The organism is Micromonospora sp. CA-269861, assembly GCF_050948505.1.
GTDB lineage: Bacteria > Actinomycetota > Actinomycetes > Mycobacteriales > Micromonosporaceae > Micromonospora.
Genome location: NZ_CP192014.1, coordinates 6,903,075 through 6,919,274 on the forward strand (window position 1 = coordinate 6,903,075; position 16,200 = coordinate 6,919,274).

Sequence of the window (16,200 nt, forward strand, 5' to 3'; positions counted from 1 at the left end):
GCCTGGTTGGATTGTTCACCGCGTATCGCCACTGCGGGGCACTCGGCGCGGCGGGCTCAGATCAATGGTGTTTACTTCCGCCATGTCGGCTGCCGGCTCCCTGCTCGCGGCGGTTCCTGCCGCCGCGGTGCTTTTGCTCACCGTCGCGGCGAGACCGCGCGAGGCTGGCGCGGTAGCACCGCTGCGGCTCGCCGTGGTGCGCGCCGTCCTGCTCAGCGGGGCGTACGCGGTGCTCGTCGTCGAGGTTCTCGGCGCGTTGCACGCGCTGACCCGGCAGGCGTTCACCATCGCCTGGCTGCTCTTCCTGGCCGCTGCCGCGACCGCGGCCGGTCTGCGTCGGCGACGGGAGACCCGCCTCGGGCAGCCGTCCGCCGCCGCACCGGCCTCGGTGGGCGCGGCACCTCGGCCGGTTCCGGTCGGCGCGGTGGTGTCCGGTGGCACCCCCGACGTGTCCGCCCCGGCCGCCGAGCGCAACGAGCCCGACGCCGCGCCGACCAGGGTCGGCCGGGGGCCGTCCGGCCTGCTCGGGGTGGCTGTCGACACCTGGCGTACGGCCCGATTGGGCGAGCGGCTCCTCGCCGGCACGATCGGCGGGCTTGTCCTGCTGGAGCTGCTTGTCGCGCTGCTGGCCGAGCCGAACAACTTCGACTCGCAGACCTATCACCTGCCGAAGGTGGAGCACTGGGTGGCCCAGGGCGACCTGGACTTCTGGCCCACCGCGATCCACCGACAGGTGACCATCCCGCCCGGCGCCGAGTACCTGCTGCTGCACCTGCGCCTGCTGACCGGCGGGGACCACCTGCACAACCTGGTGCAGTGGGCGGCCGGAGTGGTCTGCCTCCTGGTGGCCGCACGGATCACCGCGCAGCTCGGCGGTGGCCGGCGGGCCCAGTTGCTCACCGCCTTCGTGCTGGCTACCACGCCGATGGTGGTGCTCCAGGCCACCAGCACGCAGACCGACCTGATCTGCGCGGCGTGGGTGGCCTGCGCGGCGACTCTGGTGCTGGACGGGCTGCGTCGACGGACCGGCTGGGGCACGCTGCTCGGGCTGGGCGCGGCCACCGGGCTGACCGCGGTGACCAAGACCAGCGGCCTGATCGCGGTGGGCCCGCTGTTGGTGCTCTGGGGGTTGGCCCAGCTCAGGCTGGCCCGGACCAGAGACGCGGCAGCGGCGGACCCGGCACCTGCTGGCCCGGCAGCGGCGGGCGGGGGTCGGCGGGCCTGGCCGGTCGGCGGGCTGGCCCGCACGATCGGCGGCTCGGTGCTGATCCTGGTGGTCGCGGCCGTGGTGGTCGGCCCGTTCCTGGCCCGGGTGACAGCCGAGTTCGGGCACCCGCTGGGGCCACCCCGGCTGCGCGAGTCCATTCCGATGGAACGTCACGACCCGGCGTCGATAGTGGTCAACGCGCTGCGGATCGGGCACACCGCGTTCGACACGCCGCTGGCGCCCCTGCGTCGGGCCGGGGCCGAAGTGATCATCAGCGGCGCCGAGGCGATCGGGGTCGACCCGCAGGACCGCGCGATCACCTTCGGTCGGGAGCTCTTCCCGGAGCCGGCCTGGTATCCGGACGAGGACCGGGTGGCGTTTCCGCTGGCCGGGGCGTTGGCGGTGATCGGCGCGGTGATCGCGCTCGCCCGACCACGGCGGATCGCCCCCGAGCGGGCCGGGTCGCTGCGGGCGTACGCCGTGGTGGTGCTGACCGCCGTGCTGCTGCACACCGCGATGATCAAGTGGCAGCCGTGGGGCAACCGTCTGCTGCTCTACGCCGTGGTGCTCGCCGTACCCCTCGCCGGCCTGTGGCTGGACGCGCTCATCCGCAACCGCGCGGGCGGGCGTCGTTCGGTGGCCACCATGGCGGCCGTCACCGTGCTGGCCACCTCGGCGCTGGCCGGGGTGCTCGCGTTGTCGTACGGCTTCCCGCGCCGACTGGTCGGTGCCGGCTCGGTCTTCACCACCTCGGACTGGGACACCCGGTTCCTGCGCCGCCCGCAGTGGGCCGACGAGTTCCGCTGGGCGGCGACAGCGGTCCAGGACAGCGGCGCGCGACGGATCGGGCTGGTGCAGCAGAACGACAACTGGGAGTACCCGTGGTGGCTGCTGCTGCGGCAGCCCGACGGCGGCTCACCGGACCTGGTGGCGTTGCAGTCGGTGCTGCCGGAACGACCGCCGGCCGACCCCTCCTCAGTCGACGCGATCGTCTGCACCGGCAGCGAGGCGGCCTGCGCCAAGCTCGTGCCGGCCGGCTGGCGGCTGGAGTTCCGCGGCTACGTCGGCTACGCCCTGCCGCCCGGCCGCTGAACCTGCAGGCCACTGCCGGGCCGGAGGCGCATCGCCGCTGAGCTGGAGCCCGGATCGTCCGATCCGGGCGGTTCTGCATCCCGCGCGCAAGGATCTGAGGCGCATTCACATCTGTTGATCCGCACGTTACCGTCTGGTAACTCAATCGACGTCCCGCGATTGAGCCGAAAGGAGTGCGTCGATGCCTGCTATCCCCGCCAGGCCCGAACGCGCGACCCGACGACGGGCCATCACCGTCGCCGTCGCCGTCGCCGCTCTCGTCCTACCGATGCTCGCCGGACCGGCCACCCCCGCCACCGCCGCCGATCGACCGACCGTCCAGCCACTCCCCGCCAACCTCGAAGCCATCCGGGCCGCCGAGGCGACAGCCCTCTACGGCAGCCCGGCGATCCGCCCGATCGAACAGCGCCGCACCGCGTTGATCACCATGGGTGACAGCGAGATCTCCGGTGAGGGGGTCGGCAACTACGTCCCCGGCACCCACCAGGACGGCAACTGGTGCGACCGCTCGTACGACCAGGCGGTGTTCCGCACCGGCATCACGTCGGACGCGCAGTACAACATCGCCTGCTCAGGTGCCACCCCGTGGAACCTGATCGCCGGCGGCCCCACCCAGCACAACGAGCTGAACCAGGGCGACCACCTGGGCATCAAGGCACGCAACACGCACGTGAAGCTGATCTGGGTGGTGGTCGGCGCGAACGGCGACGGCACCATCCAGTTCGGCCCGGTCGCCACCGACTGCGCCGTCCGCCGGGTCTTCTTCCAGGGCGCCTGCTACCCCACCTACACCGACCAGTGGACGATCCGCACCGACGGCAGCCGGCAGGCCGTGGAGTCGGCGCTCACCGACATCCGGCAGACCATGACCAACGCCGGCTACCTGCGGTCGGACTACGAGTTGGTGCTGATGTCGTACCCGAGCCCCGGCAGCCCGGACGTGGAGGACAACCCGAACTTCCCCGGCTGGTACTCCGGCGGTTGCCTGCTCTACCTGGCCGACGCGGCGTTCGCCCGGAACAAGGCGGTGCCGATGTTCGAGTCGGCGCTGCGGTCGGCCGCGGCGAACACCGGCACCCGCTACCTGGACGCCAGCCGTCTCTTCCACGGGCACGAGGTGTGCACCGACAACACCTCGGTCCGCGGCCTCTACATCGAGGTCGGCATCTGGAACGAGAACGCCGCCCGCCAGTCGTTCCACCCCAACGCCCGTGGGCACGGCATGTTCGCCCAGTGCATCACCCAGTTCTGGAACTCCGGGCAGACGCGGGCGAGCTGCGTCGACCCGGCCAGCACCGGCAGCGGCGTGCTCTACCCGGGGCTGCTGGAGTTCAAGCAACTCCGCAACCTGGCCACCGGCACCTGCGTCGACGGCAAGGGGTACGACTCCCGCAACGGCACCGCGCAGCAGCCGTACTCCTGCCACGGTGGGCGCAACCAGGGCTTCTGGTACGACTCGGCCCGGCGGTCGCTGCACTCGGAGCTGTCCCACGACCGTTGTCTGGACGTCGCCAACAGCTCGATGAGCGCCGGTACGGCGGTCAACATCTACGACTGCAACGGCACCGGCGCGCAGCAGTTCGTCTTCGTGGGTAACCAGATCAGGCCGGCGAGCGCCAACAACCTCTGCGTGGCGTTCGACAACCCGTTGCTGGGCAGCTCCCGCCTGCGGTTGGCGAGTTGCTCCAGCAGCACCCGACAGCAGTGGTCGTTCGAGGCCCGTACCGCCGCCAACCCGGTCGGCTACGGTCACGACGACTTCATCGGCTCCCGCGTGTACTGAGGAAAACCCGTTTACTGACGAGGGCAGGGGCCCTGGCGTCGACCAGGGCCCCTTCGCTCACTTGGCGCGGGGGATGAGGACGAGCCGGGCCACGCCCTTGTCGCCGTCCTTCGCACCGGCCACGCCGAGCGTCGCGCCGACCTTGACCTCGCTCGGCTGCACGGTGGCCCTGCGCTCGACCACCCGCAGGTCGTCACCGAAGGTCCAGGTCATGGTGAAGCCGTCGGTCGACTTGACTGTCATCGAGTCGCCGTCGATCGCGGTGACCTCGCCGCGCTGCACGGCGACGGTCTGCGTACCGCCGTCCTTCGTCTTCACCACCGCCTCACCGTGCAGGGTGTTCTTGCGCAGCAGCACGCGGGCCTGGCGGCGCTTGCGCCACTCCTCGCCGCGCTTCTCCCGGGCCTTCTCCTTCGCGCTGGGCGACGCCCCCGGCGTCGGGGTGGCCGGCGCGGCGATGGTCTGCACGTCCAGGTCGTCGGCGTCGAAACCCATCGCGGTCAGCGCCTGACCCTCGACCCCCATGGCGGCAGCGACCTCGACGGCGACATCCCGGGCGGGCTGGCTGGCCACCTCGGCCGCGCCGCAGCCGCTGACGCCGAGCGCGACCGCCGCAAGCAGTGCCGTGGTGCCGGTGGCGATACCCCAACGTGGCATGACTCTCCCTCTCCGTCAGTGGAGCCCTCAGCCTTCCCGGCCACGACGAGCGGAGCGTCAGACCGACGTTCGGGTCAGGTAAGGATCGCCGGGCAGCCGGACGGTGAAGGCGGCGCCGCCCTCCGGCGCGTGCCCTGCGACGATCTCCCCGCCCAACCGGCGGACCAACCCGGCGGCCAGCGCCAACCCCAGCCCACTGCCCACCTTGCGCACCCCCCGGTACCGCTCGTGCAGCGCACCGCGTTCGAATGCCACCGCCAGGTCGTCGTCGGTGAAGCCGGGCCCGCCGTCGCGGACCTCCAACACGCCGCCGTGCGCCGGGTCCGCGCCCGCCGGCCGGACCGCGAGCACCACCGGCGACCCCGGGGGTACGACCCGCAGCGCGTTCTCCAGCAGCCCGTCCAGCACCTGCCGGATCCTCCCCGGATCGGTGTACGCGGGCACCGGCTGACCGGGCGTCTCCATTCTGAACGGCACGCCCACCGCCGCGCACCGACCGGACCAGGTCGGCTCGGCGTCCAGAGCCAGTTGGGTCAGGTCCACCGACACCGGTTCGAGGGGGAAGTCGGCGGCCTCCAGTCGGGCCAGTGCCAGCAGGTCACCGATCAGCCGATCCAGGTGTTGGGCCTCGGCCAGCATCGTCCGACCGGTGTCCACCGTGTCGTCGGCACCGAGCACCCCGTCGGCGAGCGCCTCGGCGTACCCCCGGATCGCGGTGAGCGGGGTGCGCAGCTCGTGCGAGACGGAAAGCAGGAACTCCCGCTGTCGGCCCTCGCTGGTGGCCAGTGCGGCAGCCAGGCCGTTCAACGCCTCGGCCAGGTCGGCGACCTCGTCCGGCGGCTCGACCGGCACCCGCACGGCGCGATCACCGGCACGCAGCCGGGCGGCGGCGGTGGCCGCGACGCGGATCGGCCGGGCCAGCCGACGGGCCAGCAGCAGCCCGGCCACCACACCGGCGGCCAGCCCGGCCAGCAGCGGCAGCCAGAGACTGAGCAGCACCCGGGCCCACAGCCCGTCGGCCAGTGGGCGGGAGAGCACCACCCCGTTGCCGCCGGGCAGCGCCCGCCCCTCGACCAGTGCCCGTTCGCCGTTCACCGAGCGGCGCGCCGACACGTTGCGGCCCTGCCCGATGCGCTGCACCACCCGGGGTGGCAGACCGGACCTGTCGACAGCCCCGCGCCGGATCAGGTACGCGTCGATGCCCTGGTCCCGCAGTTGCTGGATGAGCCGCTCCTCGTCGGCGCTGCGACCCCGGTCGAGGCGGGTCCGCAGCACCTCGGCCGCGAGTCGGGCCTGGGCAGCGAGCGCCTCCTGCTCGCTCCGCTCCGCGCCCCGGATCGCCAACGGCACCGCGACGATGGCGGTGACCAGCACCGACACCAGTGCCACAGCGCAGGTGACGAGCACCGCGCGGGCGGTCAGCGTACGGCCGAATCGGTTTCGTCGAGGCGCGGCCGGTGGGCCGGCGCCGACCACCGGCAGGGCCATGGTCGGCGACTCGACGTGCCTCGGGTGGTCAGGCATCGACCGCGTACCCCACGCCGCGGTGGGTCCGGATCACGCTCGCCGGGCCGAGCTTCGCCCGCACCTGGGCGACGTGCACGTCCACTGTCCGGGTGCCCGCGTGTGCCGCGTAGCCCCAGACCCCGGCCAGCAGCTCCTCCCGGGTGAAGACCCGGCCGGGCCGGGCCATCAGGTGGGCCAGCAGGTCGAACTCGGTCGAGGTGAGCTGCACCGGGGCGCCGGCGGCGGTGACGGTGCGGCGGGCCGGGTCGAGCGTCACCGGGCCGACGACACGGGGCCGGTCCGCGCCCTCCGGGCCACCGGCGGACCGCCGCAGCACCGCGCGCACCCGGGCGACCAGCTCGCGCGGACTGAACGGTTTGGTGACGTAGTCGTCGGCACCCAACTCCAGGCCGACGATCCGGTCCACCTCGTCGTCCCGGGCGGTGAGGAAGATGACCGGGGTCCAGTCGCCGGCCTCGCGCAGCCGGCGGCAGATCTCGGTGCCGGGCAGGCCGGGCAGGGCGATGTCCAGGACGCAGGCCACCGGGCGCAGCCGGCGGGCCGCGCTCAGACCGGCCTCGCCGTCACGTTCCAGGTGGACGCCGAACCCGTCCCGGGTGAGGTAGAGCCGGACCAGGTCGGCGATGGCCGGCTCGTCCTCCACGACGAGGACGAGCCCGCGATGCGGTGGTTCGACGGTCACCGGCCCATGATTGCCGACCCGGTGGGCTCGGCGCGATCGGTGCGTGTTCGAGTTCGGTAAAGGCGGTACGGCGCCCGACGAGGTGTCAGCTCACCAGGACGGGGCGAACATCCCCTGCCGCGCGCCGGCCGGCGCGTCACCGATGCTGGCGACGACCCGCGCGCCGGGCGGCCGCAGACGGGTCCGGAACGCCTGGTTGAGCAACGCGTCGAGCTGCCACACCTGCTTCGGGTGGCTGGTCCGGATCAGGAACCGCTCACGGATCCCGTCGATCGCCGTGGCCGCCATCTCGACCGACTGCAGCCGCGGGTCCGGGCTCCAGGTGACGTTGCTCAGCTCGCGCAACTCGGTGTTGAGGTGCAGGCGCAGTCGGTGCAGGAGGCGCGTCTGCTGGGTCACCACCAGCCGACGGTGCGTGAGTAGCAACAGGTAGTCGCCGGTGACCGGGCGGTCGGGGCGGCTGCAACGGGTGACCAGGATGGTGGCGTCACCGGAGCCGACGCAGCGCCGGAAGACCGGCATGTGCCGGCTCACCGTCTGCACGGCCAGGCCAGCCTCAGCGGCGGCCGGGAGGAACGTTCGGGAGAAGACGTCCATGACGTGCCCAACGACCTCCCCAGCGGGGTGACGTGGGTCACGCGGGTTTTTTGGAAGTTCCACGCCGCCTGTCGCACTGCCTGTCCGACTTCCGACTCGGACGGATCGTGGTCAGGAGTTGGGCTCAAGTGGACTGGCGGCGAACAGCTCCTCCAGCCAGCCCGGGACCGCGTCGGCGTACTCGGCGCGGGACTCATCGCCGGTGTCGAGGGCTCGACGCCAGGAGAGCGACCGGCCCACCGGGCCCAGGCCGATCGCCAGGTCGGCGGCCTCCACCAGGGTCCGGCGGTCGTACCTGTCGGTCCACGCCTCCAGGTAGGCGTCGCGCAACCGGACCAGTTGGGCGTCGTCGGCGGCGAGCTTCCGGGCGTGCCCGACGGAGCGCAGGGTCACCAGCAGCGTGCCGAACGGGTGCGCCACCGATGCGTCACCCCAGTCGAAGTAGCGGTACCCGACCTCGCTGGCAAAGACGTTGCCGTCGTGCAGGTCGTCGTGTTGCACGGTGGCCGGAATGCCGAGGTCGGCGAGCCGGCGGCACCGCTGCGCGTACGACGGCAGCTCGGCCCGCAGCCGCTCGTGCATGTCCGGAGCGAGCCCGCCCTCGACGCCGACCAGCAGCGCCTCGTGATCGTCGAGCAGGTCGGCGAAGAGGCTGGCCAGCACCTCCGGACGCTGATCCGGCACGCCTCGGGCGACCAGCTCGTCGGCGCGCGACGCGCTCGTCAGTTGCAGCTCCGCGTACCCGGGCAGCGCCCGCTCCCAGTGCGCCAGATCGCTGTCACGCGCCAGCACGTCGCGCAACGACTCGCCGCCGTCGGGCAGCAGCGACCAGCCCTGCGCCGGGTCCACAGCGATCGGCGTCAGCACCTGGTCGGGCGTCAACTCGGCGAGCGCCGCGATCAGGACCGCCTCGTGCGTCGTGCCCGGGTTGTTGGCCTTGAACCAGACCGGCCCGTCGTCGGTGGGCACCCGCCAGACCAACGACCAGGGACGCAGCCGGGGCTCCACCAGCCCGGTCACCCGCAGGCCGGCCCGGCTCAACTGCGCGTCGACCCAGGACCGGGCCCGCACCTGCCACTGCTCGCTGGACCAGTCGGGGGCCCGTTCACCGGCGATCGTCGTCACGCTGGGCACCCTAGGCCGTCTGCCAGACGTTGGGGACGCATTTTTCGGGCGGTACGTCGCGGCGTCCCACCGAAGGCCCGCAACGCCGCCGATTGCGCACCCTGCGAGATGCGGCGGGGCAACCCTGAGCGACATCATCGCTGCGCATAGTCGTCACACGCGAATCGGCCCGGGGAGTAGAGCCATGACGGAAACGCCAACCACAGGCACCCGAGACTTCGCGGGACCCCTCACCGCCGAGCGTCCACACCGCAACGGCCTCATCATCGCGGTAAGCGTGGCGGCCGGAGTTCTACTGGCCGTGCTCTGGTCCTACGAGTTCGTCGATTCGGTCATCGGTGACAGCGTCGCCAGCGGGCTCCTCGGTCACGACGCGAAGGCGACGGCGATCTCCGGTACCGCCGCCGGCCTGGTGTTCGCGTTCGTGTCGGGCCTCGCTGGCACCTTCACCGCATGCAACATCGCGATGCTCGCGTCCATCGGGCCGCTCGGCGCGGCAAGCGGTGGCAACGGCGGCCGGCTCCGGCTGCTGCTGCGGCCGGTCGGCTACCTCACCCTGGGCATGGTCGCCGTCGCTGCGGCGTACGGGTTCGTCGGAGTCCTTCTGGGCGACAGGCTCCCCCAGATGTCCACCGAGACCGCCGGTGGGGTGCCGGTACGCATCATCCAGTCGTCAGTGGTGTTCGGCGTCATCGGACTGGCCCTCATCTACCTCGGGCTGGCCGCGATCGGGACGGTGCGGGACGTGTTCGCCGACCGACCGGTCGCACGGGTGATCACCCTCGGCGCGCTCATCGGCGGCTTCCTCATCGGCCGGCCGTACCCGTTGTTCAACAAGCTGTTCCACTGGGCGGTCGACAGCGGCAACCCGCTGTACGGCTCGGCGGCGTTCGTGCTGCAGTCCCTCGGCAACATCGTCGTGGTCACCGCGCTGTTCGCACTACTGATCATGCTCACCCGCGGCCGGTTCATCGGGTGGCTCGCCGCAGACGTGCGACGCAGCATGGTGCTCAGCGGCGCCCTGCTCATCGCCCTCGGGGTATTCACAGTCGTGTACTGGGACGTCCGGGTGCCCTCGATCTTCGGCTTCGGTTGGTTCCCCACCATGTTCTACAACCACTGACAGCGATCCGGATCTGCCGCCCGTGGCGAGGACGGCACGTTCGAAGATGCTCCGGCTCGTCAGGTGCCCGATGCTGTTCGGGTGACTGGCGCGGCAGACCCCGACCGGTGGATTGTGGCCAACACGGCACTGCGAACGGCAACCGACCGGTTCAGCGACCTGGTGGCCGCCGCGCCCTCACCCGTCGTCATGGCGACCGCCGACTGGACCGTGGCCGACACGCTCGCGCACGTGGTATCGATCGCGGTGTTGTACGTGTCGAGACTGGAGGGCACCGAGGTCCCCATCCGGGTGCCGGGGCTGGAGGACCTGCTCGCCACGACGAACGTGGACACGGTGGCCGACGCCAATGCCCACGTGCTCGCCCACTTCACCGAACGCGACCCGCAGGTGCTGCTGACGCAGCTGAACACCATGGTCGGCCGCCTCCTGGCGACGCCGGCTGATCCTCGATCGACGGTGAGTTGGTTGGGCAACGCACGGGTGACGGTCGGCGGCCTGTTCGCCCATCTGACAAACGAGCTGCTGGTGCACGGTTGGGACATCGCCCGGGCGCTCCGCCGGGCGTGGCCGATGCCGGACGAGCACGCCGCGCTCTACTGGGACCTGTTCATGTTCGACATGCTGCGCGACACGTACGGGGTGCTGCTCAACACCGAACTGCCGATGCCCCGGCACCATGTGTCGGTGCAGTTCAGGTCACGGTACGCGCCGACGACGACGCTCACCCTGGGCGACCACCGGGTGTGGATCGCGCCTCCCGACGCCCCGTTCGACGCGAGCGTGACGTTCCGCCCCGCCCGGTTCAACCTGATGATGTTCGGCCGGATCAGCATTGCGCAGGCGGTGCTGCGGCGCGACGTCGTCATCGGCGGGCCGAGGCCGTGGCGACTGCCCGCGTTCCTCCGGGTCGTACACATGCCCAACGGCCGGATCGCGCCCCCACCGGCGTCCCGGCGGACGTGAGCGGTGTGCGGGGGTTCCCTCAGACCAGCTCGACGATTGTGGCGTTGGCCATGCCGCCACCCTCGCACATGGTCTGCAGGCCGTAGCGGATGCCGTTGTCCCGCATGTGCTGGAGCATGGTGGTCATGATCCGGGCACCGGAGCCGCCGAGCGGATGACCGAGGGCGATCGCCCCGCCGCGCGGGTTGAGCCGCTCCGGGTCCGCCTCGGTCTCCGCCAGCCACGCCAGCGGCACCGGGGCGAACGCCTCGTTCACCTCGTACACCCCGATCTCCTCGATGCCCAGCCCCGCGCGGCGCAGCGCCTTCGCGGTGGCCGGGATGGGCGCGGTGAGCATGGTGACCGGGTCGTCGGCGGCGACCACGGCGGTGTGGATCCGGGCCAGCGGGCGCAGGCCGTGCCGGCTGGCCCAGTCGGAGGTGGTCACCGCGAGGGCCGCGGCGCCGTCGGAGATCTGGGACGCGGACCCGGCGGTCACCACGCCGTCGGCGCGGAACGGGGTGGCCAGCTCGCCCAGCTTCTCCAGCGAGGTCTCCCGGCGGATGCCCTCGTCGGCGGCGAACTTGCCACCGTCGGTGAGCGGCACCGGGGTCAGCTCCGGGTCGAACGCGCCAGCATCCTGCGCGGCGGCTGCCTTCTCGTGGCTGGCCAGCGCGAACTCGTCCAGCTGGGTACGTGAGAGGCGCCACCGCTGGGCGATCAGCTCGGCCCCGACCCCCTGGTTGAACGGCAGCGGCGCGTCGTCGGCGAAGCCCTCGACGCCCCGGTAACGGGCACGCAGTTGGTCACTGAACGGCATGCCGCCGGCCACACTGGAGCCCATCGGCACCCGGGTCATCGACTCGACGCCGCCGGCGACGACCAGGTCGGCCTGGCCGGAGAGCACCGTCGCGGCGGCGAAGTGCAGGGCCTGCTGGCTGGAGCCGCACTGCCGGTCCAGGGTGGTGCCGGGGACCGTCTCGGGCCAGCCGGCGGCGAGCACGCCGTTGCGGGCGATGTTCCACGACTGCTCGCCGACCTGGGACACGCAGCCCCAGAAGACGTCGTCGACCTGCGCCGGGTCAAGCCCGGTGCGCTCGGCGAGGGCGCGCAGCACGTGCGCCGAGAGGTCGACCGGGTGGACGCCTGCGAGGCTGCCCTTGCGCCGCCCGACCGGGGTACGTACCGCGCCGACGATGACCGCGTCACTCATGTTTACTCCCCGGTAACCTGGGCTGTCCCGATCCTACGTCGTCCCTGGACCGACCGTCCGGCCACACCTACACGAGGGTGCCGGATTCCGACGGCCGCTGGCATGCTGGGCGGGTGGATGAGATCACCGAGGCACGACAGTGGCGGGTGCCGTCGAGCCTGCCGGCGGCGAAGCTGGCCGGCGGCGTCCTGCTCGTCGCGCTCGGGCTGCTCTTCGCCGACGGCGACCCGGTCCGCCTGGCGGTGGCCGTCCTGGCCGCCGCCGCGCTGGCCGGCTGGGCGGTACGTGACCTGGTCGCGCCGGTCCGGTTGGCGGTGGACCCGGCAGGGCTCACCGTCGTCCACGGCTTCGCCGGCCGACGGCTGCTGCCCTGGTCGGCGGTCGAGGCGATCGCCGTCGACCGTCGACCACGGCTGGGGCTGACCAGCGAGACCCTGGAGATCGACGCGGGCAACTCGCTGCACCTGTTCGGCAGGTACGACCTGGGGGCCACCCCGGAAGAGGTGGCCGCCGCGCTGCGGGCCGCCCGCCCCGCTACGTGAGCAGCTGGGCGGTCCGGAAGAGCACGAGCGCGAGCAGGATCAGCAGGATGATCGCGCCACCGGCGACCTGCACAAGCGTCCGCCGACCACGAGGCGCGTACGCGAGCACCAACGCCATCAGCGCGCCGACCACGAGCCCGCCCAGGTGCCCGGGGATGGAGATGCCCGGCACGGCCAGCGTGAACACCAGGTTGATCACCAGGATCGGGATGATCCGGGAGATGTCCCGACCCAACCTGCGCTCGATGATGATCAGCGCGGCGAAGAGGCCGAAGACCGCCGTCGACGCGCCGACGGTGGCCGCCCTCGGGCTGCTGAACAGGTAGGCGGCCACGTTGCCGCCGAGACCCGCGATCAGGTAGAGCGCGGCGAACCGCACCCGCCCGAGGTTGGCCTCCAGCGACCGGCCGAGCACCCACAGCGCCCACATGTTGAGCAGCAGGTGAAGCACGCCGTAGTGCAGGAACATCGCCGTGACCAGCCGGTACCACTGGCCCTCGGCGATCCCGCCGAGCGTGTAGTCGGAGAGGTAGGCCCGGCCGAGCACCGCACCCCACTCGGTCAGCGGCGTGCTGCCACCCATCAGGCCGCCGAAGCCGGAGCCGCCCACCGCCGCGTCCCCGCCCCGGGCGGAGGCGATGGAGAGCAGCAGGAACAGCACGTTCACGGCGATCAGCGCCTTGGTGACATAGCCGTGCCGGCCGGCCGTACCGCCGCCGAAGGCGGTACGCGCCGGCCGGACACTGCGACGCCCCTCGTTGACGCACTCCGGGCACTGGTGCCCGACGGACGCCTCCCGCATGCAGTCCGGGCAGATCGGCCGGTCGCAGCGGGTGCACCGGACGTAGGTCTCCCGGCCGGGGTGCCGATAGCAGACCGGGGTGGTCGGCGGAGACTCGCTCACCGGGCCGACCCTCCGTCCGCCACCACACGGTCCACCGGCACCGGCCGTGCTCCGGAGCGCTCAATCATGCGAGCAAAGGTACCTCGCCAGTCGCTCAGGAAGCGGACCGCTCGATCTCGACCCGCTCGATGACGACGTCCTGGAGCGGACGGTCGCTCGGACCGGTCGGGGTGCTCGCGATCGAGTCAACGACCTTCACCGACTGCTCGTCGGCGACCTGGCCGAAGATGGTGTGCCGGTTGTTGAGGTGCGGCGTCGGGGACACGGTGATGAAGAACTGCGAACCGTTGGTGCCCGGTCCGGCGTTCGCCATCGCCAGCAGGTAGGGACGGTCGAACCGCAGCTCCGGGTGGAACTCGTCGGCGAACTTGTAGCCCGGTCCGCCCCGACCGGTGCCGGTCGGGTCGCCCATCTGGACCATGAAACCGCTGATCACCCGGTGCGAGATGGTGCCGTCGTAGTACGGACCACTGCCCGGCTGACCGGTGCGCGGGTCGGTGTACTCACGGTTGCCCTCGGCCAGGTCGACGAAGTTGCGGACAGTCTTCGGCGCGTGGTTCGGGAAGAGCTCCAGCCGGATCGGGCCAGCGTTGGTGTGCAGGGTGGCGTAGACAGCCTCGGCCACGGGTACTCCTCACTCGTTGGTCAGTTCCATGCGGATCCTCCCATGTGCCCGATCTGGCATCGCGGAGGCATCCGAAGGTGGAGGATGACGAAGGAACAACTCCCAGGAGGTAGGACCGTGTTTGGATTCGGGCGGCGCCAGTCCCAGAGGCAGCAGGCCTTGGCCGAGCTGAACCAGAGCATCAGCCACCTGATGCTGGCAGCCAACCACGCCGCGAAGGGCGCCGGCGCGACCGTCGGCCCGCGGGTCCAGGTGGCCCGGGGCTACGTCGGACCGACCGCCGCGAAGGTACGCGACCGCGCGGCGACCGGCTGGGGGACGACTCTCACCACGCTGGCACCGCTGGCGGCGGCTGCTCGTGACGGCGCCGCGCAGGCAGGGCCGCTGACCAGGAAGGCCAAGTCGAAGACCATGCGGATCACCGGTAAGAAGAAGCAGCCGCGCCGTCGCGGCTCGATGATGACCGGCCTGTTGGCGGCGGGCGCCATCGCCGGTCTGGCCGGCGCGGTCGCGCTGCGTCGCCGACGGGAGCAGCAGGAGTGGGCCGAGTACGACCCGACCCGCAGCACCCTGGAGCCGATGCGCGACGAGGTCGACTCGATCGAGGTGCGCACGCCGTCCGCCACCCGGGGGTCCGACGGGTCCGCGATGACCGGCGCGGCGGGGATGACCGGCGCGGGCAGCTCGGCGGTGGCCGGCGGCTCCAGCGCCAGCACCACCGGCACGACCAAGCAGACAGGTGTCCGCCCGACCGACAAGGTCCCGTCGGTCGCCGAGGGTGCCACTGACGTCTCCGGTCGGCCGACCGACGACCTCACCAAGGCGCTGGGCAAGGACACGGCCCGCACCAACGGCCGCCGCTGAGGTCAGCGACAGCGCATCGGGCGCCGACGAGTGGGTTCACCCCGCTCGTCGGCGCTTCCGCGTCAGGTGACGGTGCTCACGGTGCCGCCTCGCGGTCAGAGCCAGCCGTTGCGGCGGAACCAGCGGTAGAGCGCGAGCGAGACGCCGAGCATGAGGGCCAGGGCCACCGGATAGCCGTACGTCATCTTCAGCTCTGGCATGTTGTCGAAGTTCATGCCCTCGACGCCGGCGATGGAGGTCCAGACAGCCGCGATGGCCGCCCACGCGGCGATCTTGCGCATGTCGTTGTTCTGGTCGACGGTGACCTGGGCCAGCCGCGCCTGGAGGATCGAGTTCAGCAGGTCGTCGTAGGAGTTCACCTGCTCCACGGTGCGGCTCAGGTGGTCCTGCACGTCCCGGAAGTACTTGCGGATCTCCTTGGGCACGTCCCGGTTGACCTGCGAGGTCAGCGTCATCAGCGGCCGTTGTAACGGCACCACCGCCCGCTTGAACTCCACGAGCTCCCGCTTCATCTGATAGATCCGCTGGATCCGCCCGTGGCCCTGCCGGTCGAAGACCTCCGCCTCCAGCACGTCGAGGTCGTCCTCGATCTGCTCGGCCACCTCCAGATAGAGATCCACCACCCGGTCGGTCACCCCGTACGCCACAGCCCACGGGCCGTGCAGCAGCAGCTCCTGCTTGGTCTCCAGGTCGGCACGGATCGGGGCGAGCCGGCAGGCATCCCCGTGCCGGACGCTGATCACGAAGTTCGGGCCGATGAAGAGCATCACCTGCCCGGTCTCCACGACCTCGGAGTTCTCGGTCAGCTCGGTGTGCTCGCAATAACGGGCGGTGCGCAGCACCAGGAAGACGACGTCGCCGAACCGCTCCAGCTTGGGGCGCTGCTCGGCCTTGACCGCGTCCTCGACCGCCAGCTCGTGCAGGCCGTAGGTCTCGGCGATGGCGGTCATCTCGGCCAGCTCCGGCTGGTGCAGACCGATCCAGACGAAACCGTGCTCCTCGCGGCGGGCCGCCGCCAGCGCCTCCGCGTACGTCCAGTCGCCGGGCTGCCGCTTGCCGTCGACGTAGAGCGCGCAGTCGACGACCGCGCTGCGGCCGGTGCCGGTCGGGGTGGGGACGGGCGGCGAGCCGTCGGTGTTGAGGATCCGGGTCATCGCCCGCACCGGGGAGGGCCACGCCCGAGGTCGCAGCACCCGACCGGTGGTCGACGGTGCCGTCCGGTCCCGCTCTGTCCGATCCGTCATCGCGTCACCTCCCGCGCTCAGCTGCGGCTTGCAGGCTACGCCGACTCCGGTCCAGGACCGGTGTGACGCG

15 protein-coding genes are annotated in these 16,200 nt (G+C 71.7%); 6 read left to right on the forward strand and 9 right to left on the reverse strand.

Annotated elements, in window-relative coordinates; genetic code table 11:
- The first annotated feature begins 82 nt into the window (after positions 1-82).
- Entirely contained in the window at positions 83-2,299 is a 2,217-nt protein-coding gene (locus ACQP0U_RS31800) for a glycosyltransferase family 39 protein (RefSeq protein WP_433314319.1), read from the forward strand.
- 181 nt (positions 2,300-2,480) lie between these two features.
- Complete coding sequence (locus ACQP0U_RS31805) at positions 2,481-4,082, forward strand: ricin-type beta-trefoil lectin domain protein (RefSeq protein WP_433314321.1); 1,602 nt, start codon at positions 2,481-2,483, stop codon at positions 4,080-4,082.
- 57 nt (positions 4,083-4,139) lie between these two features.
- Here ACQP0U_RS31805 and ACQP0U_RS31810 read toward each other — a convergent pair whose 3' ends face one another.
- The 5 genes from ACQP0U_RS31810 to ACQP0U_RS31830 all read right to left on the reverse strand — a co-directional run bounded on the left by ACQP0U_RS31810 (position 4,140) and on the right by ACQP0U_RS31830 (position 8,670).
- Entirely contained in the window at positions 4,140-4,739 is a 600-nt protein-coding gene (locus tag ACQP0U_RS31810) for a hypothetical protein (protein WP_433314324.1), read from the reverse strand.
- 57 nt (positions 4,740-4,796) lie between these two features.
- Entirely contained in the window at positions 4,797-6,263 is a 1,467-nt protein-coding gene (locus ACQP0U_RS31815) for a sensor histidine kinase (RefSeq protein WP_433314326.1), read from the reverse strand.
- Positions 6,256-6,948 (reverse strand): response regulator transcription factor, encoded by a 693-nt coding sequence (locus ACQP0U_RS31820; RefSeq protein ID WP_124822475.1) that lies wholly within the window; start codon positions 6,946-6,948, stop codon positions 6,256-6,258. Before ACQP0U_RS31820 ends, ACQP0U_RS31815 begins: the two co-directional genes overlap by 8 nt.
- Before the next feature lie 90 nt (positions 6,949-7,038).
- Positions 7,039-7,545, reverse strand: coding sequence for a hypothetical protein (locus ACQP0U_RS31825; RefSeq protein WP_433314329.1), 507 nt, complete (start codon positions 7,543-7,545; stop codon positions 7,039-7,041).
- A gap of 111 nt (positions 7,546-7,656) precedes the next feature.
- Positions 7,657-8,670 carry an aminoglycoside phosphotransferase family protein gene (locus ACQP0U_RS31830; RefSeq protein ID WP_433314332.1) on the reverse strand — a complete coding sequence of 338 codons (1,014 nt, stop codon included), beginning with the start codon at positions 8,668-8,670 and terminating at the stop codon, positions 7,657-7,659.
- 184 nt (positions 8,671-8,854) lie between these two features.
- On the opposite strand from ACQP0U_RS31830, the gene ACQP0U_RS31835 reads away from it, so the two are divergent.
- Both ACQP0U_RS31835 and ACQP0U_RS31840 read left to right on the forward strand, forming a co-directional pair.
- Positions 8,855-9,793, forward strand: coding sequence for a hypothetical protein (locus ACQP0U_RS31835; protein ID WP_433314335.1), 939 nt, complete (start codon positions 8,855-8,857; stop codon positions 9,791-9,793).
- A gap of 81 nt (positions 9,794-9,874) precedes the next feature.
- Positions 9,875-10,759 carry a maleylpyruvate isomerase N-terminal domain-containing protein gene (locus tag ACQP0U_RS31840; RefSeq protein ID WP_433314338.1) on the forward strand — a complete coding sequence of 295 codons (885 nt, stop codon included), beginning with the start codon at positions 9,875-9,877 and terminating at the stop codon, positions 10,757-10,759.
- Between the two features lie 19 nt (positions 10,760-10,778).
- Here ACQP0U_RS31840 and ACQP0U_RS31845 read toward each other — a convergent pair whose 3' ends face one another.
- Positions 10,779-11,951: a thiolase family protein gene (locus ACQP0U_RS31845; protein ID WP_433314340.1), complete on the reverse strand. Its 1,173-nt coding sequence runs from the start codon at positions 11,949-11,951 to the stop codon at positions 10,779-10,781.
- A 113-nt stretch (positions 11,952-12,064) separates the two neighbouring features.
- Between ACQP0U_RS31845 and ACQP0U_RS31850 the strand changes: the two genes are divergently transcribed.
- Entirely contained in the window at positions 12,065-12,493 is a 429-nt protein-coding gene (locus tag ACQP0U_RS31850) for a PH domain-containing protein (RefSeq protein WP_433314343.1), read from the forward strand.
- Here the strand turns inward: ACQP0U_RS31850 and ACQP0U_RS31855 are convergent.
- A complete protein-coding gene (locus ACQP0U_RS31855) occupies positions 12,486-13,397 on the reverse strand; it encodes a rhomboid family intramembrane serine protease (protein ID WP_433314346.1) in 912 nt (303 codons plus the stop codon). The two genes, ACQP0U_RS31850 and ACQP0U_RS31855, sit on opposite strands and share 8 nt — an antisense overlap.
- Before the next feature lie 94 nt (positions 13,398-13,491).
- Positions 13,492-14,022, reverse strand: a complete 531-nt coding sequence (locus ACQP0U_RS31860) for a peptidylprolyl isomerase (protein WP_203119037.1) — start codon at positions 14,020-14,022, stop codon at positions 13,492-13,494.
- An 84-nt stretch (positions 14,023-14,106) separates the two neighbouring features.
- Here ACQP0U_RS31860 and ACQP0U_RS31865 point away from each other — a divergent pair, with 84 nt between their 5' ends.
- Positions 14,107-14,886, forward strand: a complete 780-nt coding sequence (locus ACQP0U_RS31865) for a hypothetical protein (protein ID WP_433314349.1) — start codon at positions 14,107-14,109, stop codon at positions 14,884-14,886.
- 95 nt (positions 14,887-14,981) lie between these two features.
- On the opposite strand, the gene corA is transcribed toward ACQP0U_RS31865, so the two are convergent.
- Positions 14,982-16,130, reverse strand: a complete 1,149-nt coding sequence (corA, locus tag ACQP0U_RS31870; protein WP_433314352.1) for a magnesium/cobalt transporter CorA — start codon at positions 16,128-16,130, stop codon at positions 14,982-14,984.
- Positions 16,131-16,200: the final 70 nt, after the last annotated feature.